The organism is Ruminococcus albus 7 = DSM 20455 (assembly GCF_000179635.2).
Classification (GTDB): domain Bacteria; phylum Bacillota; class Clostridia; order Oscillospirales; family Ruminococcaceae; genus Hominimerdicola; species Hominimerdicola alba.
On record NC_014833.1, the window covers coordinates 1,657,299 to 1,681,832 of the forward strand.

11 protein-coding genes are annotated in these 24,534 nt (G+C 41.7%); 10 read left to right on the forward strand and 1 reads right to left on the reverse strand.

Features of this window, described 5'->3' with window-relative positions:
• Positions 1-137 precede the first annotated feature (137 nt).
• From RUMAL_RS07395 to RUMAL_RS07425, 7 genes are all read left to right on the forward strand, one after another.
• A complete protein-coding gene (locus RUMAL_RS07395; RefSeq protein WP_013498127.1) occupies positions 138-509 on the forward strand; it encodes a hypothetical protein in 372 nt (123 codons plus the stop codon).
• Positions 510-559: 50 nt separating this feature from the next.
• Positions 560-1,402 (forward strand): hypothetical protein, encoded by an 843-nt coding sequence (locus RUMAL_RS07400; RefSeq protein ID WP_013498128.1) that lies wholly within the window; start codon positions 560-562, stop codon positions 1,400-1,402.
• 178 nt (positions 1,403-1,580) lie between these two features.
• Positions 1,581-5,474: a S8 family serine peptidase gene (locus tag RUMAL_RS07405; RefSeq protein ID WP_013498129.1), complete on the forward strand. Its 3,894-nt coding sequence runs from the start codon at positions 1,581-1,583 to the stop codon at positions 5,472-5,474.
• A gap of 128 nt (positions 5,475-5,602) precedes the next feature.
• Positions 5,603-5,794 (forward strand): 4Fe-4S binding protein, encoded by a 192-nt coding sequence (locus RUMAL_RS07410; RefSeq protein ID WP_013498130.1) that lies wholly within the window; start codon positions 5,603-5,605, stop codon positions 5,792-5,794.
• Positions 5,794-6,372: a 4Fe-4S binding protein gene (locus tag RUMAL_RS07415; RefSeq protein WP_013498131.1), complete on the forward strand. Its 579-nt coding sequence runs from the start codon at positions 5,794-5,796 to the stop codon at positions 6,370-6,372. Before RUMAL_RS07410 ends, RUMAL_RS07415 begins: the two co-directional genes overlap by 1 nt.
• Complete coding sequence (locus RUMAL_RS07420; protein WP_013498132.1) at positions 6,372-8,042, forward strand: FAD-dependent oxidoreductase; 1,671 nt, start codon at positions 6,372-6,374, stop codon at positions 8,040-8,042. Before RUMAL_RS07415 ends, RUMAL_RS07420 begins: the two co-directional genes overlap by 1 nt.
• A gap of 100 nt (positions 8,043-8,142) precedes the next feature.
• A complete protein-coding gene (locus RUMAL_RS07425; RefSeq protein ID WP_013498133.1) occupies positions 8,143-8,811 on the forward strand; it encodes a Crp/Fnr family transcriptional regulator in 669 nt (222 codons plus the stop codon).
• A 197-nt stretch (positions 8,812-9,008) separates the two neighbouring features.
• Here RUMAL_RS07425 and RUMAL_RS07430 read toward each other — a convergent pair whose 3' ends face one another.
• Positions 9,009-11,498, reverse strand: a complete 2,490-nt coding sequence (locus RUMAL_RS07430; protein ID WP_013498134.1) for an endo-1,4-beta-xylanase — start codon at positions 11,496-11,498, stop codon at positions 9,009-9,011.
• 268 nt (positions 11,499-11,766) lie between these two features.
• On the opposite strand from RUMAL_RS07430, the gene RUMAL_RS07435 reads away from it, so the two are divergent.
• The 3 genes from RUMAL_RS07435 to RUMAL_RS07445 all read left to right on the forward strand — a co-directional run bounded on the left by RUMAL_RS07435 (position 11,767) and on the right by RUMAL_RS07445 (position 24,524).
• On the forward strand, positions 11,767-13,491 hold the full coding sequence (locus tag RUMAL_RS07435; RefSeq protein WP_013498135.1) for a substrate-binding domain-containing protein: 1,725 nt from the start codon (positions 11,767-11,769) through the stop codon (positions 13,489-13,491).
• Positions 13,492-13,516: 25 nt separating this feature from the next.
• Positions 13,517-13,756 carry a hypothetical protein gene (locus RUMAL_RS07440; protein ID WP_013498136.1) on the forward strand — a complete coding sequence of 80 codons (240 nt, stop codon included), beginning with the start codon at positions 13,517-13,519 and terminating at the stop codon, positions 13,754-13,756.
• A gap of 262 nt (positions 13,757-14,018) precedes the next feature.
• Positions 14,019-24,524 carry a polymorphic toxin-type HINT domain-containing protein gene (locus tag RUMAL_RS07445; RefSeq protein ID WP_013498137.1) on the forward strand — a complete coding sequence of 3,502 codons (10,506 nt, stop codon included), beginning with the start codon at positions 14,019-14,021 and terminating at the stop codon, positions 24,522-24,524.
• Positions 24,525-24,534 lie beyond the last annotated feature (10 nt).

Below are 24,534 nucleotides of genomic sequence, written 5' to 3' on the forward strand. Positions count from 1 at the left end.
TGCATGGAACTGCAGGGCTTGAAAAAAAGTTAGAGTTATGATATACTATATATTAATAAATCTTTAAAAAGCGGCTGGAATACAGATCGTATTTGATCTTGTGATCAGATAGATCGGGATATATATGAGGTTCTTTAATGGAAGAAGTTATTACTATCAGTAATTGGTTTGATGGACCATTAGAAGGTCTTGCATATTATAATGGGATAGTATGTATCTATGAAAGAGTATTTGATGAAGCTTTGGATGAATATATTGATGAATACTATTTAACACCTGTCACTGATAATGAAAAAGATGAGATGATGTCGGAGTGGCGGGAATGGTGTAATGCGTATTCAAATAACGATACGGACTCATATTACAAAGCACATTTGAAAGAGCGTGCTATAGACAGAGTTCTAATCAATTCGGAATTCAGAAGAACATACAGAAAAAAAGCGAAATTTGACGGACGATTTGAGAAGGGCTTTATTCCTGTCGGGTATTATGTGGAATGGTACGACTAATATCCTTTTTATCACAGGATGACATTTATAAAAAGATGAGGAGTAAGATAATGAAACCAAAACAAATAATTATAAGCTTGCTTGCATTTGTAACGGCATTGGAACTTATAGGCTGCGGCAAGGTGGATGAAAACAGAGGTGATGTGGGGACAGATCAGGCAGATAGTACGGCAGCAGAGAACAGTTCTTTTGCCGAAACGGTAGCTTTATCGGAAGAAAGCGGTGTTGTGGAGGAAAACAGCGAAGCTGAGGAAAGCAGTGCAGCAAATGAAAGCATACCACAGGACAGTTCGCTTGATGAGAACGAAACATTGTCGCTGGCAGATGAAGAAAATCCGGTAAATGATGTTGATTTTACTGCTGATGAAATAGCTTTGTTTGAATTCTTCCCGGAAAAGATCTATTCCTGCGAATATGATACTGCGGCGAAGTTTTTAAATAGTGTTTTTGGTGACGATGCAAATCTAACTGAACTTGGAGAATATATGAACGCTCTTGAAAAGATATACCTGAAAGATCGTTTTGGTTACACTAACGGTGTTTCGGTACTTGGAGAGAAGTTTTACAGCGTGACTTTTGACTATGATCGTGATGACAAGACAGTATACACAGTTTGCTTTAATAAAAATCCCGATCTGAATACTTCAGAGGACGGTGATCCCTCAGCGTCTGAATGTAAGGACAGCTATGACAGACTTTACACGCTGCTGCAGGAAAAGTATGGCGAGCCCACGGAAAAATTCACTCCTGAGAGTAACGGATATTTAGGAGGACTCTGGAAAGACACGCCTTGCGGTGAGATATGGCTTGTATGGGGAGAGGATATATTTGGCACCACGCAATCGGACTGCATACTCAGTTTTTCAAGGTCGGGGATAAGCGGGTTATCCTGACGATCAAAAATATGAAGAACAGAAGTGTGATCTTCAGGCACAGATGCGTATACCATGATATTTGTTGAGAAACGGCATGAACTAAAAAAATTTACAATATTAATGCAAGGATCTGGACTTTATAAATGTATTATATATGCAGAAGGTCGCACAAATAATAAATGAAAGGATAATAATTTTGAAGAAGAAGGAAACTATAGGACGTATAGCAGGGCTTGCTTCCGCTATGACAGTACTTTTAAGTACTGTTGTACCTGCGGCAGCAGACGTACTGCCTCAAAAACACGATTATTCAGATGACGAACAGTTGAAAGTGATAGTTAAGCTGAAAGGTGATCCCATACTTGCTGATAATGAAGGTGTTGGTATCGATTATCTGGATACACAGGCGGCACAGTGCAGAAGAATACAACTGGAAAATGAGCGTATGAATGTATTTGCGGCGGTACAGAAACTGTACCCGGATGCAGAGCAGGAATTCACTTATGATACGATTTTCAATGGTTTCTCATGCACAGTGCCCGAAAGTATTATCGATGACATAGGAAGAATGTACAACGTTGATGATGTGGTATTATCCGGATCCATTATGGTACCTGAGCTTGAAACCGCGAACCCTGAGAGCGGTCTTGACAATTTTCTGGAAGATACAGGGTTGACAGGTGAGGGTAAAGTTATCGCGGTAATAGATACCGAACTGAATATCGATCATGATATGTTCAAACCGCTGGCTGATGATATCAAGACCAAACTAAGCTATGAAGATGTGGTGGACATCATAAATACCAAGGGATTGAGCCACGATATAGACCCCGAAAAGGCATTTCGCAGCAGCAAGGTCCCTTTTGCGGTCAACTATGCTGATGAGAAAAATCTGTACTCGGTAAAGCGCAGTCGTAATATTATGTATCATGGTTCGCACGTTTCGGGTATCGCGGCAGGCAACAGAGCAGAAAATAACGGAAAGCCGATCCACGGTACAGCTCCCGATTCACAGCTGATATTTTTCAAAGCATCATCCGATGAAGATAATTCTTCATTAAATGATGATGCTATAGTAGCCGGAGTTGAAGATGCTGTCAAGCTGGGTGCTGATGTGATCAATATGAGTTTCGGTGGAAGAACGCGGTCACAAAAATTACAAAAGATATTCGATGAGGTATTCGATACCGCATTAGAGGCAGGTGTTATGATAGTGGCATCTGCAGGAAATTCGGGCACTGCCTTTCATACACCGGATCATGCAGATGTAAGTACCATTAGTTCGCCTGCAAGTATGGAAAGTGCATTTTCTGTTGCGGCAGGATGGGCACATATGAATTACGCAAGTATGTTTGCTTTGCCTGACGGTACCAAGCTGTATTTCACTGATCACAGCGCATTATCCTTAGAGGGAAAAGTTGATTATGTATACTGCGGCAAGGCAACAGAATTTGATAACAATAATTATACTGACAAACTAAAAGGAAAATTAGTGCTGCTGGACTATGCGGGATATGATCGTAAGGATATGAAAAATATCAATGACCGTATATCAGCAACTCAAGCTGACGGTATCATTTATTTTGACAGTATGGGTGAAGAAGTGTTAGTTGATCCTGATGATTTTCTACGCATATGTTATTTGATTGAGATCGACAACAAAACTGCCCAGAAAATGATAAAAGCGAAAAACAAGCGTATAGATTTTGATGTGCCTGGTGAAATTATCGGTACGGAAACACACTTGTGTGATTTCACATCATCTGGCATACCGGGAAATTTTGAAATAAAGCCTGAAATAGCAGGATACGGTATCCTTAAATCAGCAGGGTGCGATGGAACAAGCAGTTATTCTGCAATGAGAGGTACTTCGATGTCATCACCGTATGTTGCAGGCTGTGCGGCGCTCGCTTCAAACTGGCTTGATAAGAACGGCATCGATGTCAGCGGTGCTGACAGAGTTCAGATGATAAAGAATGTTATGATGAACAGTGCAACTCCACTTAATATAGACGATGTATACCAGAGTCCCAGAAAGCAGGGAGCAGGTATGGTCAATATGACTAATCTGGAGAAAACCAAAGTCATCATGACAGGCAGCGGCGGCAAGGCGTGCATAAGTCAGGGCGAGATAGATGGTAACAGCTTCACATTTGATGTGACCATGAAAAACATATCCGATAAAACGGTCATGTTCACAGATGCCTATGCAGAATTCACAACTGACAAAGTAGATGAAAATGGTATGATAGATTATGTGCCCGAAGCACTTAAGGTAAACGCTGTATTACCCGATGATATGCTGGCAATAGAGGCAGGAGATGAAAAGACATTCACCATAACTGCAGAGATTGACGCTGATAATGCGGCTGCAAAGGATGAGGTGTTCACAAACGGCTGGTTCGTTGACGGATATATCTGTCTTTCGGGTTCGGTACAGTGCTGTGATATATCAATACCTATAGTCGGTTATCGCGGCGACTGGTATGGTCTTCCTATTACAGAGGGAGAAATGAATGCTGAAAATGCTTCAAAAGAATCCAACTTTATGTTCTCAAATATCTGCAGTAAAAGAATAATATTGCCTTCATGTGTATCGCTGGCTGAACTTATCAGAGCACAGACAATGCCGGGGGCAAATGATACAGAAGATGACAAGGCTGCTGTAGAAGCTTATGAAAAGGCTTGTATTGATGCTGCTAAGTATGAGTACTGTTATTCACCTAACGGTGACGGACTTGCTGATGTAATGAGTTACAGTTACTATGTATATCGTGACTCGTGTCAGAATTACATTGATGTTATCGACAAGGATGGAAATGTGGTTGTGCATACGACATATATGTTTTTGGTCAACGATAGTATAAACGAATGCACAAGCGTGGTCGAAGTACCCCTGGATGACGGTAGATACAGCATAAAGTCAGAAATCGTCATAAAAGCAGATAATACAAACGGCAGAAAAGAAGAGCACGAATTCACAATGACCGTTGATACCAAAGCTCCTGTTGTTAGTGATATCAGGCTTACCGAGAAAAACGGCAGAAAGATACTCAGCTTAAAGGCGAAAGATGAAAGACTCGATGGTGTATACATAATAGGTAACGGAAATGGAAAGGTTACGAATGGATCTGATGACGTACAGATCAAACCGAAAATGCTCACTGCGGCGTTTGAGGCATTAGTCAGCAATATACACTACATTGATGTCATACCCAAACAGGATAAGGTATTTACAAAGTCAACACCCGCTTATTTCGATGATATGCTGAAAGCATATCTGTCCGGTGACAGTAGTATAAATAAGGGGTTCTTTGATGTTGTTCCATCATCAGTCGATGAGAACGGAGAAATGATGTTTGAGTATGATGTTACCGATCTTACCGACTACACCATAACAGTTGCAGACCGTGCTTTCAACATGACAAAATATTCGCCTAAAGCACCTTTCATCCATCCGCTGGCTGACACTATCACTGCGAAGATCGGCAGCAGGCTGAAGATGAATGAAGTTGTCGATGTGGAGTGCGAAGGCGAGATAACTGAGCAGGGATGGGAGATCCTTCTGCCCGATGATAAATGGAGACCCTTCGATCTGAAATCCTATGTAAAGGCAAATTACAACAATGCTCTGATACGTTATTATGCAGTCAGCGGCGGCTACAGAAGCACAAGCAATTCAATGCGTATAAAGGTCAGTGATGCTTACCGAATGAACATGGAAGTGTTTGTGGATGACGAACTCAATTACAGCGCAACTGTAACACCTCAGCACCATACTTTCGATCTTTCGACATTGGCAAAGGAACACAGGATCGAACTGACATCCGAAGGCTTTATCCCACGCACCATCATTTTGGATCCTGCTGATAAACTTGCTGCGGATCTTTATCTGTGTAAGCAGGGAGATGTCAACGGAGACGGAGTGATAAATGTCACTGATGTTTCAATGGCAGCTGCTCACATCAAGGGCGTAAAGAGTATTGGCGGATATGAGCAGAAAGTAGCGGATGTTAACGCAAACGGTTCGCTGAATGTTACCGATATCTCAAAGCTGGCGGCTAAGGTCAAAGGCGTAAGGAATTTCTGATATATTTATAGACCTGCCCCGAAATGTATATATGTGTTTCGGGGCATACTATTATTAGATCACTTTTGTGACTAACTCACTGAAAATAACCATCGCTTGTGTTATCATATACTCAGGAGGGATGTTATATGAAGCGCAAAGCGGTAGTTGATAAAGAACAATGTGTTGCCTGTGGATGCTGTGTCAAGGCATGTCCAAAAACGGCGATAAGTGTACCTAAAGGTATATTTGCTGTGATTGACGAAAATCTATGTGTCGGATGCGGAAAGTGCGTCAAGGAATGTCCTGCTAGTATCATAGGACTCCGGGAGGTGCAGTAATGAAAAAGAAATGGTATGACTATCTCTGGATTTTCTCACTGACGTATCTTTTTCTGGGGTTTTTTAATATCCTCTTTGCATGGCTCGGGCTGATATGCTTCGTGCTTCCGCTTGTAATATCTATCGGACAGGGAAATAAGGCGTACTGTAATAAATACTGCGGCAGAGGTCAGTTGTTCTCACTATTGGGAGGACGCTTGGGCTTATCTCGCAAACATGATATGCCAAAATGGATGAAGTCAAAGATCTTTAGATATGGTTTCCTGATATTCTTTTTTGCCATGTTTTTCCTGATGTTATGGAATACCTATCTTGTTTTTGCAGGTGAAACAACTCTTGCACAGAAAGTCACACTGCTATGGACGTTCAGGCTGCCGTGGCACTGGGCATATCATGGGACCCTTTTTTCAGACGGCGTTGCACAATTTGCTTTTGGTTTTTACAGTGTTATGCTGACATCCACAGTTCTCGGATTTTTTACGATGATACTGTTTAAACCACGGTCATGGTGTGTATACTGTCCTATGGGAACAATGACACAGTTGATATGTAAAACTAAACATAAGGAGGTCAGATAATGAGAACAGTTATTATAGGCGGGGTAGCAGGCGGAGCATCTGCTGCTGCAAGACTTCGCAGATTGCGTGAGCAGGACGAAATAATAATTCTGGAGCGTGGGGAGCATATATCATTTGCTAACTGCGGACTGCCGTATTTTATCGGAGGTGAGATAAAGGACAGGAGTATGCTCACTTTGCAGACACCACAGAGTTTCAGGGCAAGATTTAATATTGATGTACGTGTCAGAAATGAAGCTGTTGCCATTGAGCCTGATAATAATATCGTTATTGTTCGTGAGCTTGATAATAATAGGGAATACAAGCTTTCCTACGACAAGCTGATATTATCCCCGGGAGCTGAGCCGATAAAGCCTCCGATCGAGGGTGTTGACTTACCGCACGTTTTTACCTTGAGAAATATTCCCGATACCCTGAAGATCAGATCGTATATTGAAGCTGAGAGACCGAAGAAAGCAGTCGTTGTGGGCGGCGGATATATCGGAGCGGAAATGGCAGAAAACCTTGTGAATACCGGACTAGATGTAAGTATCGTGGAGCTTGCCGATCATCTTATTGCATCCATTGATGCAGATATGGCTTCGGACGTTCACAATTATCTGCGTGAAAAGGGTATCGGTCTGTATCTTGGCAGCGGCGTGACGAAGATAACGGAAAAAGAGGTATTTCTCAATAACGGAAGCATTCCTGCGGATATGGTGATCATTTCCGCTGGCGTACGTCCTGAAACATCTCTCGCCAAGGACTGTGGTATAAACACTGATCAGCGTGGAAATATCATCGTCAACAAACAGATGCAAACTAATTTCTCTGATATTTATGCAGTCGGTGATGCTGTGCAGGTAACTGATCTTGTGACAGGTGAGCCTTCCTTTATCCCGCTGGCAGGTCCTGCAAATAAGCAGGGACGCATAGCTGCTGATAATATCGCAGGTTTTCCTTCTGAATACAAGGGTACGCAGGGTTCTTCAATTATAAAGCTGTTTGATATGACTGTTGCTACAACGGGTATAAACGAAAAACGTGCAAAAGCAGCAGGCATAGATTTTGATAAGACCTACACTTATTCTGCTTCTCACGCAAGCTATTATCCCGGAGCAAAGAATATGTCTGTAAAGATACTTTGGGAAAAAGGATCGCTGCGGCTGATAGGAGCGCAGATAGTCGGATTTGACGGTGTTGACAAACGCATGGATGTTCTGGCAGCTGCTGTACGCTTTGGCGCAAAAGTTACAGATCTGACAGAAATGGAACTTTGTTATGCTCCTCCGTTTGGAAGTGCCAAGGATCCTGTAAATATGGCAGGGTTTGTTGCTGAAAATATCATAACCGGTAAAATGAAGCAGTTCTTCTGGCATGATGTTGAAGCTTTGCCGCGTGACGGCAGTGTAACACTGCTTGATGTGAGGACCAAGAAGGAAACTGCAAGAGGTATGATAGAGGGATTTATTAACATTCCTCTTGATGAACTGAGAGATCAGCTCGATAAGATACCAGAACACAGACCTGTGTATATCCATTGTCACAGCGGATTGCGCAGTTATATTGCCTGCCGAATACTTGAAGGTCATGGATATTCGTGCTATAATCTTGCAGGAGGTTGGCGGTTGTACGAGTCAGTCATACATGACAGATCGGTCCCTCCCTATATATGCACAGAATGCAAATAACTATAAGGACGCATTTCTTTCGTGAGATGCGTCCTTAAGTGTTGAAAAACATACTTTATTGTGGTATACTTGATACAATAAAGTATAAGGGGGCATTTCCGTGGGATCAACGCAGGAGATACTAAAGACGTTGCTGCCGTTCTGGGACGGTATAGAAGAATCTGACCGAAGTTTGATATGCGAAAACACTGTTTCACATTCGTTCACCGCAGGCGAAACCATACACAGAGGACAGGAGTGTTCAGGTGTGATAATCGTTCGATCCGGCTGTCTGCGGGTGTATATCCTATCTGAAAACGGAAAGGATATCACGCTTTATCGATTGTTCCCGGGGGATATATGTATGCTGTCGGCTTCATGTGTTCTGGATAGCATTACCTTTGATGTGTCTATAGATGCTGAAGAAAACAGCCGGTGTATCATAATAGGAGGTTCAGTGTTCGATACTCTTTCAAATAAGTATAAGGATATCCGTATCTTTTCTCTTGAAACCGCTGTCAGCAGGTTTTCGGATGTGATGTGGGTAATGCAGCAGATATTATTTATGAGTATGGATAAGCGGCTTGCAGTATTTTTGATAGATGAAGCAGCACGTAACAAAACCGATGAGATCATGTTGACCCATGAACAGATCGCCAGATATATCGGTTCTGCCCGTGAGGTCGTATCAAGAACGCTGAAATATCTGTCATCGGAAGGTCTGGTCGAAGTTTCCAGAAAAGGGATCCGTATCATAGATAAAGCAGGTCTAAGGGAACTGACCAATTAACGTATAGATATACAGTGGTATGAATAACGGTAGTGACTGTTTTGGCGGCTCAACAGCAGATGATATCAGCCTACCGCACATCGTTTGTTTTATACCTAAAAAAGAAGAAAGAATAACATTGAATAATATGGTATACCATTTATTCGTTATTCTTTCTTCTTAGTCTTTTTATTCAGATAAATGAGTTAGTCTATCTGTCAGATAACAGTTACAAGAACTGCATTCCTGATCGCATTTGCAACATCCCATGTGCCGTTGACCTTAGCAGCGATAGCTACCTTGTAGCTCATGCCGGGTGTAAGGTTCTTAGGAGTTACATATGACAGAGTAGAACCGGAGATAGACTGAGTCTGAACTCTCCATTTGCCTGCCAGATAAACTGCGATACCGTAGTTCTGAGCATTGGAAACTGCGCTCCATGTAAACTGTATCTGATGATACTGAGCGCTGTAGTTCAATCTGATATTCTGAGGATAAGTATCGCCGTAAGTCTGCTGAGGATCAGGATCGGGATCTGTATTAGTCTTTTCGGGTCCCTTGATGCCTGTACCTGCTACTGCACCGATAACTTCATCAACGTAGAATGAAGTGGTAGAGCTGTCTGTCTCAACATAGATCTGAACATTTGATGCGCCATCGGGTATCTTGAAGTTCTTGTTTGCAAGCTGTGTCCACTGACCCTTTGTTACTGTTTCAGTAGCGATCTTGGTGTAGTTGGTAGTGCCGCTTGCATCGTCATACTGCATTGTGAAATGGAACTTATCGGTAGAAGGACCTTCAAGGTAGTTTACTATAGCACTGAAGCTGTATTCTGTACCTGCCTTGAATGCGCGAGTATCAAGTGTATAAGAAGCACCGTTCCAAGCGCTTTCTCTGCCTGATACATACAGTGAGCTGTTTCCGACGAATGCAGTGTTGGTGCTGGATGCTATGCTTGCAGCACCTCTTGAATTGAAGTTGTCGGTAGAACCTTCAAATCCGTAATTGAAGTACCAGCCGTACTGATTGGGCTCAATAGGCTTAACTTCAGCGCCGCCGTTGAACTTGGAACCATCGCCCCACTGGCTGTCGGGGATGATAGAAGTTATGTAGTTGTATGCGGTCTTGGGCTGATTGTTTCCATCATAAAGCAGAGGCAAGTTTCCGGTTTTGCCTACCCAAGAGTTATTATCGTTAGGACCCCATACCTGAACAAGTGTAACCTTACCCTTGTACTTGCCGCTCTTGTTTACGTCAACACAGTGCTGGAAAATAGCCTTATACTTTTCTGCCTGCTGCTGATCAGAATACTTATAACCGTCACGGGAGATATCAAGCTCAGTTACCTGAACATCGATACCCAGGCTGAGGTAATCATCCATTGCAGCCAGGTATTCCTGAGTTGAACCCCAAGAATTGTATGCACTGCAATCAATATGTGACTGCATACCCATACCGTCCAGCAGACCCTTGTTGTGCAGAGGAACAAGTATAGTATTCTTTATGCAGTTTTTCTTATCACGAGCGAACTCATTGTAGTCGTTGTAGTAGAGCTTGCATCCCTTAGGTGCATACTTTCTTGCATAAGTGAATGCCTTTTCAACGAATGAGTTATTTCCGTAAACTCTTACCCATGCAGAGGAACCGTTCTGTCCGTTAGTTCCGTTGGTAGGACGCAGACCACCGTTATTGGCAGTTCCGTCATATATTACCTCGTTACATACATCATAAGCGTAAAGGTTTACAGAAGGATACTGTGTAGCGTAAGCATTGAACATATTCTTGATGTAGCTTTCCATACGCTGATCCATAGTGTAGGAATTTACATAGCCGTTGTTGTTATTGAATCCCTGCTTGAAGAACCACTCGGGAGTCTGGCTGTGCCATACCAGTGTATGACCACGGAAAGCGATATTGTTCTTTGCGCAGAAATCAAGTATAGAAGCGCAGCGGCTGAGAGATACTTTAACATTGGTATCGGAAGAACCGTTCTGAACGATAGTAGCATCGGGCTTAGTCTCGTTCTCGCACTCGATAGCATTGTGATCTTTGAGCATTATGCCTTTGATAGCGGAATTATTAACTGTATTTCCGTTCAGGATATTACCTACACGGAAATAGTCAGCAAACTCATCCTTCAGACCCTTTCCGTAAGGAGCTGCTGCAGCTATAGCAGCTGACTTCTCGGCAGTTACCTTGACATCATCAAAGATGAAATCGTCAGTATTATCGTTAGTAAGAGTCAGTTCATATTCGTATGTGTTTTCAGGTGCCTTGTAATCTGCTGTAAGTTCAGCCCACTTGCCGCCCTTGACTTTCTTTTCGTCAAGAGTTACAACAGTCACTTCATCTGTCTCTTCATCAATGTACTTCAGATCAAGTCTGAATGTGGTATCCTTTTCACTTAATACCTGCATGGAATAATCGTACTTAACTCCACCGAAAAGGTAAAGTCCCTTTGATGAAGCTGCACCGTCTTCGGTTGAAGTACGTCCTGTGACCTTCATACCTCTTGAAGAATCATAACCGCCGTTATCAATAGCAGTAAGTTCTATCGAGGTGTCTGTGCCGTGCCAACCATCATAGTTGATCTCAAAACTGTCGTAAACTACTTCCTGTGCGTAAACAGGAGCAGTAAACTGTGGCATAGCTGTTGTCAGACAGCTGAGAGCCATCAGTGATGCCAGAATTTTCTTATGCTTCTTCATAATAAGAAGCTCATCTCCTTAATAGATCATTTTTGTCGATCGACGTTTGAAAAAATGAATAACCGAAAATAACATATAGTTATTTTTTCTAACTATATTGTACAACAATCGGCATATATATTTCAACCTAAAATCTGCAGATTTGGTGAAAAAATGAAGATTATATATTGAATTTTGTAATTAATGTGCTATAATAAGAATTAGTAATCAATTATATGCGTATTACATGACCGCTAATTAAAACCGATCACATATCAAGGAGTTGAACATGAGTAATGATCATCGTCCGCTCATAGGCGTGATAACAGCCCGGGCATCACAGAGTGAACAGCGGCAGCTGCTCAAAGGCATACTTTCAAAAGCTGATGAGCTTGGCATAGATATCGCTGTATTTTCAAATGTATATAACTTCGTGGAGTATTTTGCAGACGTTGAGGTGGAAAACAAGATCTATGAGCTTGTCCGCTCAGAACGCCTTGACGGAGTGATAATCACATCTGAGTCACTTATCTTTCCCAATCTGCAAGAAAGAATATATGAACATATAAAAGGTCTTGATATACCTATCGTGATAACCGATGCTGAGGTAGAGGGATACACCTGTATAAATACTGATGTCAGGAGCGATCTTATGAATATCGCCCGTCATCTTACGGATGTACACGGGATAAAGGATATAGATATCATAACAGGTCCCGAGGAGTTTGAAACTTCCCGTCTGCGTGTTGAAGGTGTCAGGAAGATCATGGAGGAGCGGGGATTGCCGTTTGGCGATGAGAATATTATATATGGCAATTTCTGGAATAACACAGGTGAAGATCTTGCGGAGGAATACCTGAGCGGAAACCGCAGACTTCCTCAGGCTGTGATATGTGCCAATGATTATATGGCATTCGGACTGCTGGATAAATTGTTAGATCATGATCTGAATATACCTGAGGATCTTACTGTTATAGGGTATGAGCATATCGGTGAAAGGATATATCACTCTCCCGTACTGACCACCTATCAGCGCAACCGCGCAGCTATAGGCGCAAAAGCAGTAGCGATGATATATTCAAAGCTTACAGAGGCGCCTATGGAAGATATAAGTATTTCGGGCTGCATGATCTGCGGTGATACCTGCTCGTGCGGGGTAGAGAAAAGATATCTCCGAGACGAACTGGTTGAGATAAGACAGATGAAACTGTATAACGATCTGAATTTCTTTGGCAACTTTGAACAGCAGTCTGTTACCTGCCGCTCTATATCCGACTATATACGCACCCTTCAGGATTTCTCCTACCTGATAAGAAATGTTTCGGGAATATACCTTTGTCTTCATGAGGATTGGTGTTCACGGTCGCACAAGTCCTCTGTAAAAGAGTATTCAAACAATGAACCTATGATATGCTACCGTATCATCAGTCCCGAATACGGTTCCGACGATCCTGCGGTTTTTACAAGGGGTCAGCTTTTTCCTGCAGAACTTACGGGCGCAGGGGATAAAAAGTTTCTTTTCTTTGCACCGTTGTTTTCAGAGGGCAAGGAGTTTGGGCATTTTATTTTTCAGTACACCACACCGGGCTCATATGATCCTGTAATGATAGAATGGCTCAAAATTACTGTAAATGCACTTCAGGTGCTTCGTATGAAAAACGATATAAACACCCTCCTTGAATGCACTAATCTGTCAGAGTATCACGATACAGCTACAGGTCTGTACAACAAACAGGGTTTTATAAATGAGCTTGACAACGCCTGCAAAAAGCTGAACGATAAGGAAAAGCTTCCTCTTATTATGATACGCACAGGTATCTTTTCCGATGATAGCCGTATCGATAAGAAAAATCTCTCCGTAAGGCTTGATGTTGAGATCGCAGAATGTCTTAACCGTATTGCTGCTGATATCAATGGTTTCTGCGGAAAGCTTTCTGATAAGCAGTATATCCTTACGACAGTAGGCATAAAGAAGTTTTCAGACAACCATTGTAAGACAGGTACAGCAAGCTAAAAATATTACCGAAAGGGTGCTTACAATGATTGATATGATTTACAACCTCCGTGTGGGCGATATTCACGCCGCTGAGTTCTCTGACGAGTGGAGCAAGCTCTGCATTCCGTTTGAAAACTCTCTGAGTGAGGCGCAGATTGAAGTGTTCCACAAGATACTCGATTGCGTAAGCGAAACTTCCGCTGCTGAGATGAGAGCAGTTTACAAGGCAGACTTCAAGGTGAGAGAACTTAATTGTATGATTTCAGATTTTTTGGGGGATTAACAATCCGATTTCTTGATGAGTGATGACTTTTTAATACAAATCTCCTAAAAATCGCAACAGCATTTCATTCTACTTTAATAGAAATGTTCAACAATTAAATATGTGTTTGTTTGAAATATGGATTTTTTTAATATTGGTCTTGAATCTCAATTAGTTTAATGGTATAATTCATACATAAGCTATAATTGAGGAATATATTTTTAAGCGAGTAAGGTGTAGAAAGTAGCTAAAATATTCCGTGAAGTAGGAAGTGAGTGAGAGTATGGATTATAGAAAGAATTGGAAGAAACGAAGTGTTTCAGTTGCATTGAGCGCAGCAATGCTAACAAACATGGCGGCTGTTATCCCAACGGCAGCAATTGAAGAATTCAAGAAAAATAATGAGATAATTCAATCTCTGAAGAAGCAGGCAGCACATGAAGAGGCTTTTGACTACGCTCTTATCACAGGGAATGCTGATACGACTCTTGAAATGAATGCTCAGAAGATCGACATAACAGGTGATGTGCATTCAAACAGCAATTTTATCTACCGAGGATCGGAGATCGTTATCAACGGAGCTTGTGAAGCATCAAAAAATACAACAATTAGTGTTTCCGATAGTGAGTATCTTGACAAGATATATTCCGTTGATGATGATACAGAACTTGTTTCAGTTCCTGACTATGCGGAAGAAATTCATGCGCATTTGCTTGAGCAAAATGTTCCCGAGTATTACGATTGGACGAGTTTTAGTGACCGCTATGTTGATATAAGCAACGGAATATGCGTAGATGGAACGTTAGGCGTTTACTCAAGCCAGTTCACAGGAAACGGCATTATTTATGCAAAGAACAGCATAAACTATTCAGTTGGTGAAATCAGCAGTGCGGATGGCGGTATGGTCGTACTTTGTGCCGCAAACGGAGATATAAACATTTATGCCTCAAACACCACTATCAATGGTATCATCTATGCTCCGCACGGAACAGTGACTATTACAGGGCAGAATGTCACGATAAACGGCAGGATAATAAGCGACAAGTTTAATTTCTGGGGTTCAAACCTTACCATTAATAAAGGCGAAGGTGATCTGGATCTTTTGGATTTTCTTTTCCTTCCGGCTCCCGAAATATCAAGCGATGGAGAATTCAAGGAGAACAGAAAAGTAACTTTCGATATTTCTCAGACAGAAAAAATCGATAAAGTTGCAAAAGAAGAAACAGTGTGGACTTTCTCCAAAGTTGATGGCGAAACCAAAACAGAAGCTGTTCAAGGAGAAGATTATGTCATTGATGAAAGTTCGTCTGACGGATTCATCAAAAACATGATCTTCAAAAAATATGGTACTTATGAAGTTTCGGTCACTGTGAGATCCGGTGATTCGGAAAAGACAGGTTTGCAAACTATTGAAGTCATCCCGGATGTTGCTCCTATTGTTGATTTCACGTTAGACAATGATTATTATTATCGTGACCCCGAGAATGGCAGCAAAGCCTCAATTCCCCTTAAGGACCATTCATATTCTGTAGACAATGATGAGATAGGTCAGCGTATATGGACTGTTTATTATGATGCTGATAATAACGGAGTTTTCGATGAATCTGAGGGAGAGATCATAAGTGATTCTAATGAGAGCGAACTGACTTATACAACTGGGAAGGTAGGCAAATACAAGGTAGAACTTACGTCTGTAGAAACGTTCAGTGATACTATCCCGAGCCTTATAACACAAGATGATTACAGACGTGCTGATACCGGCGATAAATCTATTGAAAGCAAGACTTTTACAGTAGGAAACATTGCTCCCGAAGCAAGTGTTGATGTGGGGCTTGCAAAAGATGTTGACCTTGTTTTCACAGTCGGCTCGGCAGATGTAGAAAAGATACAGCTTTATGCCGATAGGATAGAGCAGATAAAGGCAGAACTTAAAGAACAAGGCTACAATGTATATCTGTCAACAGTTTCCACTTCAAGTCTTACGGCAAAAGATACATTTGCGTGGGACGAATATGACCATTATGATTATCAGGATTGGTATAACATTAAAAGACCAAAACATATAATCTATGACGAGGACAATATTCAGATGGTAGGATATTGTTGGCAGGCATTGCGTGACTTTCTTTATGTTGAAGATAAAAATGAATCACAGAAAATATTCACTTTTGACATTCAGCGTGATAAGACCGACTGGCACAGCATGGAAGGCGGCGGTTTTCTTTTCAATACTTCTATAGAAGATGGAGTTATCAAAGGTTTTTATGTGCTTATAACATGCTCCGGACTTCAACTTTCTCAGATAAAAGGGGTAAGTGTAGAGGACTTCCAAAACGGAAAGAGAAATTCTATAACCGCTTTAAAAACTTTCAAACTTGACAACCTGTACGATGAGCATAACATCAAGATAGTTGTTGATAAAAAGTCATTGTCAGTATGGGACGGAGAGAAACTCGTTATTGACAGCTACTCTCTTCCCGAAAATGATTATGGATATGGTTATGGACCGATAACCTCTCATGCAAGTCACGGCTGCACTCAGCAATCTTACTTTACTTTTGCTAATATAAAAATGCAGACCATATCCGGTGAAAAGCTCTCCGATGTTTTGGCAAACTATGATTGGAAGAGCAAAACAAGCCGATATGTTATAAATCTGAGTGATTCCGAGCTTGATGAATTTGAAACCGATGAGGAGCTTGCTGCTGTTTCAAAGCAGATACTTGAAAACGAGCTGAACTTCATAGGTATAGGAAATGGTGAAAACAGCGCTCAGTATACAGATATTATAAATTCGGCTGCGGGAAGCGGTATATATCTTGATGCTGAGGATACTGATAACTCTCCCGAAAACCTTTCAAATTATGTGGTAAGCAATGAGAATTCAAAGAATTTCTCAGTAGATTATTATGTTGCAAAAGATCAGCCTATCAGATATATCGATTCGTACAAGGATCATGAGAAAGACCCTATGTACTCTGAAAGTTGGGAATACGAGTACGACCCGTCTGTATTCTATAATGAGTCCGGCAGTACCGAGGTCAAAAAATTCTCTTCCGATAAAGCAATAACTGTTTTTGAAGAGGCAGGCGCATATACTATGCGTCTAAAGGTAAGAGACAATCCGGTCGGCGATAATGACTCATTGGATGAGTACAGATTATGGTCAGGCGAAAAGTCTTATGAAAAAGTTCTGATGGTCCATAACAGACCTGTTGCGGAACTTACCGTGAATGTATCGGAAAACCCGAATGACAAAAATACGGTGATAATCAACACACAGGATAATTGTTATGATAAGGATCATATTTCTGATGCAGATAAAGGGATCGTATCCAAATCATATAAATGGAAAAAACTCTATGATGCAGAATGGACAGACGGTCCTATCCCTAACAAGGTAGAGATCGGCGGTATTTATATTATCTGCCTTACAACGGTTGACAAAGAAGGTCAGATAAGCTATCCGAATATTCAGATAATCAATACAGCAGATTTCCTTGTTCCGGAAGAGGCGGAAGATAAAGAGCCGCCTGTTATCGAGCTTGAACTTGAAAAAACTAAAGCGAATGCGGGCGAGAGTGTAAAGATCACTGCGTATGCTTCGGATAACATAGGTGTCGATACCTTTGAACTCTACATTGACGGAGAGCGTGTCCTTGACCATGCAGGCAGAATTTTCTACACGGGTGATAAAACCGAAACAGTAGAGATAAAAGCAATTGCAGTAGATATTAACGGTAATCGCTCTGAAGAAACACAGCAGTTAACGATCGTTGACAATAGAGATAAGACCGCTCCTACAGTAGAGATAGAATCTCCCGAAGACAGAGCGATAATGGATTTCTCTGTTCAGTTTGTTGGCTCGGCTTATGATGACACTCTGCTCAAAAATTATAGGTTGGAATACAGAAGACAGGGTGCAGGCAGCTTTAACATTATCGCCGAATCAGATCATGAAGTAAAAAGCGGAATACTCGGCGAATGGAATGTCGAGGGGCTTGAATCGGGAATTTATGAGGTCAAGTTGTCGGCAGAGGACGGTGCAGGAAACTCCTCATATGTTATCTATCAATATGAACTGAAGCCGAATAAAGAGAGCGGTATTGTAGATACTGAAACCGTTGACCATGAAGCTCCTGTCATCATTCTGACATCTTCTAAAGATAAAGCAGATGTTGGTGAAGAAGTTAAGGTGACAGTTGATGTAAAGGACGAATCCAAAATAGATGCGATCCAAGTCTACATTGACGATGAACTTATTATGGACGGTTCTGGAAAGATAACGTTCAGCAGAGGTGAGCCGGTAGTTTCCAAAATAAAGGTTTACGCTTCCGATGAATTTGGAAATATATCTGTAAAGGAACTTTCTGTAATATTCGTTGATGACAGCGACTACGATCCGCCTGTTACCAAAATAGACACACCAGAGCATGCAAGCACCATAAGCGGCAGCGTTGATATTACAGGAACAGCAGCTGATGAAACGGAATTATTAAGGTATAGGCTGGAGTATAAGGCTCAGAACGAAGAATCTTATACAGTCTTTGCCGAAATGTATAATCAGGTCGAAAACGGCACGCTCGGAACATTCAACACTTCTGCACTTGCAGACGGTGTGTATGATATTCGCCTGACAGCAGAAGATAAGAGCGGTAATTCCTCATATGTTCAGTACTCTTACATTGTAGACAACAGTGAAAATAACAATAATAACGATGAGGATACTATCAAGCCTGTCATAGATCTGGTACTCACTAAGACCGAAGCTGATATAGGCGAGGAAGTGACGGGTATCGTTTCTGTGACCGATAATAAGAAGCTTGAAGCAGTAAAGGTATATCTTGATGACGAGATCATACTTACAAGCAGCGGCAGCTTTACATTTACCAGAGGAAAAGCCGCAGCTGCAAAAATAAAAGTATATGCTGTTGACAGTGCCGGGAATATGGCAACAGAAACTGCGGAATGCGTATTTATTGATAACAGTGATAAAAAAGCACCTACTGCAAAAATAAGCTCCCCCAAGCACGCAAGTGAGGTCAGCGGAAAGGTCGATATCAAGGGTACGGCAAAGGACGATGAGGAACTTTTAAGATATACTCTCGGCTACAGACTTTCCGGAACAGACGATGTCATCATTTTGGCTGAAAAGACCGAAGCTGTGGATAATGATATTCTCGGCATACTTAATACCGAAAAGCTTGTAAACGGCGTGTATGACATTGTTCTTACAGTTGAGGATAAGGGCGGCAATAAAACTGTAGCCCAAATCTCATATATTGTAAATAATGAACAAGAGGGAACAGGTCTTATTGAAACTGATGACGACAAGGACATTATCGACCCTGTAATAAAACTTGCATTGTCAAAGAATGTTGCGGGGATCGATGATAAAGTAAAGGCAAGCTTTACCGTTACAGATAATAAGAAAGTAAGTTCGATAAAAGTATATGTTGACGGTAAGGAAACAGAATATAAGAATAATCAAGTTGAATTCACTTCAAATAAAGTCGGAAAAATAGAAGTGAAGGTCGTTGCTGTTGACAGCAGCGGAAATAAGGCAGAGAAAAAAGCGGTTTGCAGTTTCTATAATTTGAGTGATAACACTCCGCCCGAATTGGATATAGTTTCTCCCGAATATTACGAAACAGTAGAAAAGCCGACTGACATTATCGGTTCTGTCTATGATGAGACCGAGCTTGCCTATTATAAAGTCGAGTATCGTCCCAAGGGAGCAGAAAAGTACACAACACTTAATAAGAGTACCGAAGAAAAACATAATGAATCCTTGGCTTACTTCGATACTACGGTTTTGGCAAACGGCATTTACGAGTTTAAGGTGATAGCTGAGGACTTTGGCGGCAACACTACAACTTGTGAATTCCAATATGTAGTTGACGGAACACTTAAAGTCGGGAATACAAACCTCGGATTTGAAGATGTTAATACCAAAATATCCGGCATAGGAGTTTCGGTCGCAAGATACTACAGCAGTTCAAACAAGCTGTCGGGCGATTTCGGCATGGGCTGGACACTCGGTCTTGGCGGTATAAGACTGTACGAAATGAGCAGTATTGCAGAAGGTTGGGAACAGCAGTATGATCGTCAGATTGGCAATTTCTTAAGCACTGTTTATACTGTCAGTGAATTAGTTTCACACGATGTTGTAATAACATACGGAGACGGAACTTGTGAACGGTTCAAAGTGAAATTAGACCCTGCAAGTCACTCTTTTGTTCCGCTGCAAAACACTTCAATAAAATTTGAAAGCCCGACAGGGTCAAAGAATAAGCTTGAAGTTTACGGTAAGAATAAAGTTTATTTGGATGGTTACTTAGGCGAAACAGAACTTCTGGATTATAATACCGATAAATTCGTGGTGCAGAAATACAAGCTGACTCTTGAAGATGAAACAGAAGTCATCATCGACAGGGATAAGGGTGTTGAGAGCATAACGGATAAATTCGGTAACACCATAAAAGTAACCGAGAACGGCTATACAGACCCTAATGGTGTAGGCTTGACATTTGAACGTGATCCACATGGAAGACTCACCTCTGTGACTGAGCCTGACGGAAAGACAACTAAGTATACTTATGATGAGAACGATGATCTTATCAAAGTGACAGATCCTATGGGGTATTCTGTAAGCTACGTCTATGACAGCGAACATAACCTCATAAGCATGATCGACTCCAGAGGTGTTGAAGCCGCTCACAATGAGTATGATGAAAGCGGACGTTTAGTTGCTACAGTAGATGCTAACGGAAACAGAATGACTTATGAGCATGATGTTGACGGAAGAACAGAAATTGTAACAGATAAGCTTGGAAATAAAAGTGTCTATGTTTACGATGATAAGGGCAACGTCCTGAAATGCACCGATGCAAACGGCAACACCACATATGCAGAATATGATAAATACGGTCACATAAAGAGCAGTACCGATGCTCTCGGAAATGTTACGCAGTATCAGATGACCGCAACAGGTGAAGTGCTGTCATTAACAAACGCTGTAGGAAATACGGTAACAAACAGCTACAATGATAAGAAGCAGCTTACATCTGTAACGGCAATGGGCGTTACTCAGATGATCGTAAATTATGATGAGGATGGTTTGCTCACAAGTACAAAGGACGCTATGGGCAACGGCACTTATTATGATTATGACAGTTCCTATCGTATAAAGGGTATCTCGGACGAGATCGGCTCTTTCATCAATTTCACATATGACAGTAAAGGAAATGTAATTTCATCTACTGATGGGGCAGGTGAAACTGCAACATTTACATACGATGATTCGGATAATTGCATAAGCAAAACAGTTGTAAAGACCACGGAGAAAGGCTCAGAAAATATTACCGAAAACTATGAATATGATGCTATGAACAGACTTGTAAAGGTTATTTATGCCGATGGTTCTGTTACAAGCGTGTCATATGACGGAAACGGTAATATGACGTCCGCTGTAGACGAAAAAGGCAGAAAAACATCGTATGTGTATGACAACAACTGCAATCTTGTAAAGATAACCTACTGCGACAATACGAGTGAAACATTCGGATATGATGCAGAGGGCAGAAATACTACAGCAACGGACAGAATGGGCAGAACAATCACCATGACCTATGACAAGGTCGGAAATCTGCTCACAAAAACTTATCCTAATGGGATATCCGAGAACTACAGTTACGATGCAAAATACAGATTGACGTCTGTTACAGATGTTAATGGCGGTACGACATCATATGAGTATGATGAGATCGACAGAAACACGGCAATAGTTGATGCACTCGGAAACAGAACCGAGTTTGCTTACAATTCAAGCTCTATGCTTTCTTCTATGACAGATTCGAAAGGTGATGTGTGGAAGTATGAATATGATGCAAACGGAAACAGAACTAAGGTGATAATGCCGGACGGCACAAGCATCTCTTCCGAATATGATGCAAGAGGCAGAGTTACCAAGCAGACAGACCAAAACGGCTATTCCACAAGTTACGCTTATGACGGTGCTGACAGGCTTGTATCTGTAACAGATGCAGTCGGCAGCAAGTGGGTGTATACTTACAGCGAAGTAGGCGAGCTCACTTCTGTAACAGACGCAAACGGAAATACAACGTCATATGAATATGACAATATGGGCAGAGTTGTCAAGACCACAAATGCGGCGGGCAAGACAGCTGAATGCACATATGATGACAGCGGAAATGTTCTTACATCGACTGACTATTCCGGCACGACAACGACTTATACTTATGACAGCCTTGACAGATTGATCAAGCAGGATATTGACGGAGAAGTTACCGAATTTGCTTACACAAGCGGAGGACTTCTTTCCTCGGTGACCGACAGCACCGGAACTATCAGTTATACCTATAACAATACCGATGGGTTGAGTAAGGTCAAGCTGGCAGATGGTACAGAGATAAAGTACAGCTATTATAAGTCCGGTAATCTTAAAACTGTATCTACGGCTTACGGCGATACTACCTTCGGCTATGACAAGATGGACAGGCTGACAAGGGTCGTTGACAAAAACGGTGTAGCTACGCTTTATGAGTACGATGCCAACGGAAACAGGACTGCTGTAAAATATGCAAACGGAATAACCACGACTTTTGCCTACAATGACGTAAATCAGCTTATCAGTGAAAAAACAGTTGACAAAGACAACAATGTTGTAGTACAATATATTTATACGTTAGGCAAAGCAGGCGAACGACTGAAAGTTACCGAACCCGATAAGGTGACAGAGTACGGCTATGACGAACTCTACAGGCTGACATCGGAAAAGGTTACAAAGGACAAGAAAACTACCACAACTACTTACACCTACGATAATGTAGGAAATCGTCTGACTAAGACCGAAAACGGTACTACTAACAAGTACAAGTACAATTCGCTGAATCAGCTTGTTTCGGAGAGCGGTGTTACAAACAGCTATGATGACAACGGCAATCTGATAAAGCAGGTTGAGAACGGCAAGACCACGACCTATACCTTTGACAAGCAGAACAGGCTCGTCAGAGCAACCATTTCGAGCGGTCAGAATGTTACGGTCGAGGAGTATAGGTACGATTACGCAGGCAACAGAACTGCAAAAATAACCGAGGGCGAAACTACCAATTATGTAGTTGATACCAACAGTGCGCTTGCTCAGGTCCTTTATGAAACTGACGGCACGGGCAGCTTGAAAACCTATTACACCAGAGGCAGTGAGCTTATTAGCTTACAGCGTGAGCACGAAGAACGCTACTATTTGTATGACGGTCACGGCAATGTCAGAAGACTTACCGACGAGGACGGTGCTGTAACCGATACCTACGATTATGATGCGTTTGGAAACCTTACAGAGCATACGGGCGAGACCGAGAACAGCTATCTCTATTGCGGTGAACAGTATGATGCAAATACAGGTTTCTACTATCTCCGTGCAAGATATATGAACCCGTCAACGGGGACATTTATCTCGATGGACAGCTATCAAGGCTCGATGTTTGATCCTGTAAGTCTGCATAAGTATCTGTATGCTAATGCGAATCCGGTGATGAATTGCGACCCGACAGGTTATTTCACGATTGGGGAATGTGATGTCAGTGCAGCTATTCAAGGTGTTCTGGATAAGCTGATTACTCCTAAACTTATTCAGGTATTTAATCGTATCAACGATCTTGCCACTATTTATGAAACAGGTAAGCAAGTTGTAATGATCTTGACAGACCCTGATATGTCTGCATGGGATGTTGTGTTTGCCCTTGGTCGTGGTGTTATCACAGGTTTGTTCATTAACCATATGTGTGCTATGAAACGCATTGGACCTATCATAAGTAAAATTATGGTTGGTTACGGTCTTGTGTCACAATGGGAAAGCATAATGGATGCCGCCAAAGACGGAGATTGGGATTTAGTTGCAACTCGTTCTATACAGTTTGTGGTTCAGCTTATCACAATGCACCAAAACTGCTTTACCGGGGATACTCTGGTTGCGGCAGAGGACGGACAGATACGCATTGACGAAATTAAAGTCGGCGATAAGGTTTGGGCATATAATGTTGAAACCGGAGAAACCGAGCTTAAAGGAGTTAAGCAAGTCTACATTCACGAAACAGATGAGCTTTTACACCTATACACTTCTGTTGGTGCAATAGATACTACTTCTAATCACCCATTTTACGTGCTTGGAGAAGGCTGGGTTGCCGCAGGTGACTTGGCTGTCGGCGATGAGATCTACTCTCTTGACGGAACGATTGGTATTGTCACCGGTTCTCAGTTTGAAAAGCTTGATGTGCCTATCAAGGTTTATAATCTTGAAGTTGCTGACTTCAATACATACTTTGTCGGCGATAATGCGGTTTTGGTGCATAATTATTCTGATGGTGCAGATACAATGCACTATCCTAAGAAGGCACAAGATATCGATTTACGTGGTACAGGAACCAACTATCGTGATGCATTAGATATCGCATTTGAACAGACTGGTTATCCAAAAGAACAGTTTATGGTTTCAAAGTGGGCAAGAGATATAAATGGTAAGTCTATACCAGTGGAATACATGGGACCGAATGGTTCATATGTTGACATAGATATAGCTCATTTGTCAAGTTTTGATAGAAATGGTAATTGGGCTACTGGACCAGATGTGCCACATGTAGGTTGGCAAACTGGAAGAAGCAATAAAACAACAGGTCATATTTTACTTGATGATGTTCCAACAGGAAGAGATTATTGCTATTCTGATTTATCATCGCAAATCGCCAAAATATTAAAGCAATTCGGTTTATAAGGGAGTGCTA

Bases quoted from the DNA above. Each gene is read 5' to 3' on its own strand.
- RUMAL_RS07410 (WP_013498130.1), top strand. From the start codon at position 5,603: ATGAAGCGCAAAGCGGTAGTTGATAAAGAACAATGTGTTGCCTGTGGA.
- RUMAL_RS07420 (WP_013498132.1), top strand. From the start codon at position 6,372: ATGAGAACAGTTATTATAGGCGGGGTAGCAGGCGGAGCATCTGCTGCT.
- RUMAL_RS07430 (WP_013498134.1), bottom strand. From the start codon at position 11,498: ATGAAGAAGCATAAGAAAATTCTGGCATCACTGATGGCTCTCAGCTGT.
- RUMAL_RS07435 (WP_013498135.1), top strand. From the start codon at position 11,767: ATGAGTAATGATCATCGTCCGCTCATAGGCGTGATAACAGCCCGGGCA.
- RUMAL_RS07445 (WP_013498137.1), top strand. From the start codon at position 14,019: ATGGATTATAGAAAGAATTGGAAGAAACGAAGTGTTTCAGTTGCATTG.
- RUMAL_RS07400 (WP_013498128.1), top strand. From the start codon at position 560: ATGAAACCAAAACAAATAATTATAAGCTTGCTTGCATTTGTAACGGCA.
- RUMAL_RS07440 (WP_013498136.1), top strand. From the start codon at position 13,517: ATGATTGATATGATTTACAACCTCCGTGTGGGCGATATTCACGCCGCT.
- RUMAL_RS07395 (WP_013498127.1), top strand. From the start codon at position 138: ATGGAAGAAGTTATTACTATCAGTAATTGGTTTGATGGACCATTAGAA.
- RUMAL_RS07415 (WP_013498131.1), top strand. From the start codon at position 5,794: ATGAAAAAGAAATGGTATGACTATCTCTGGATTTTCTCACTGACGTAT.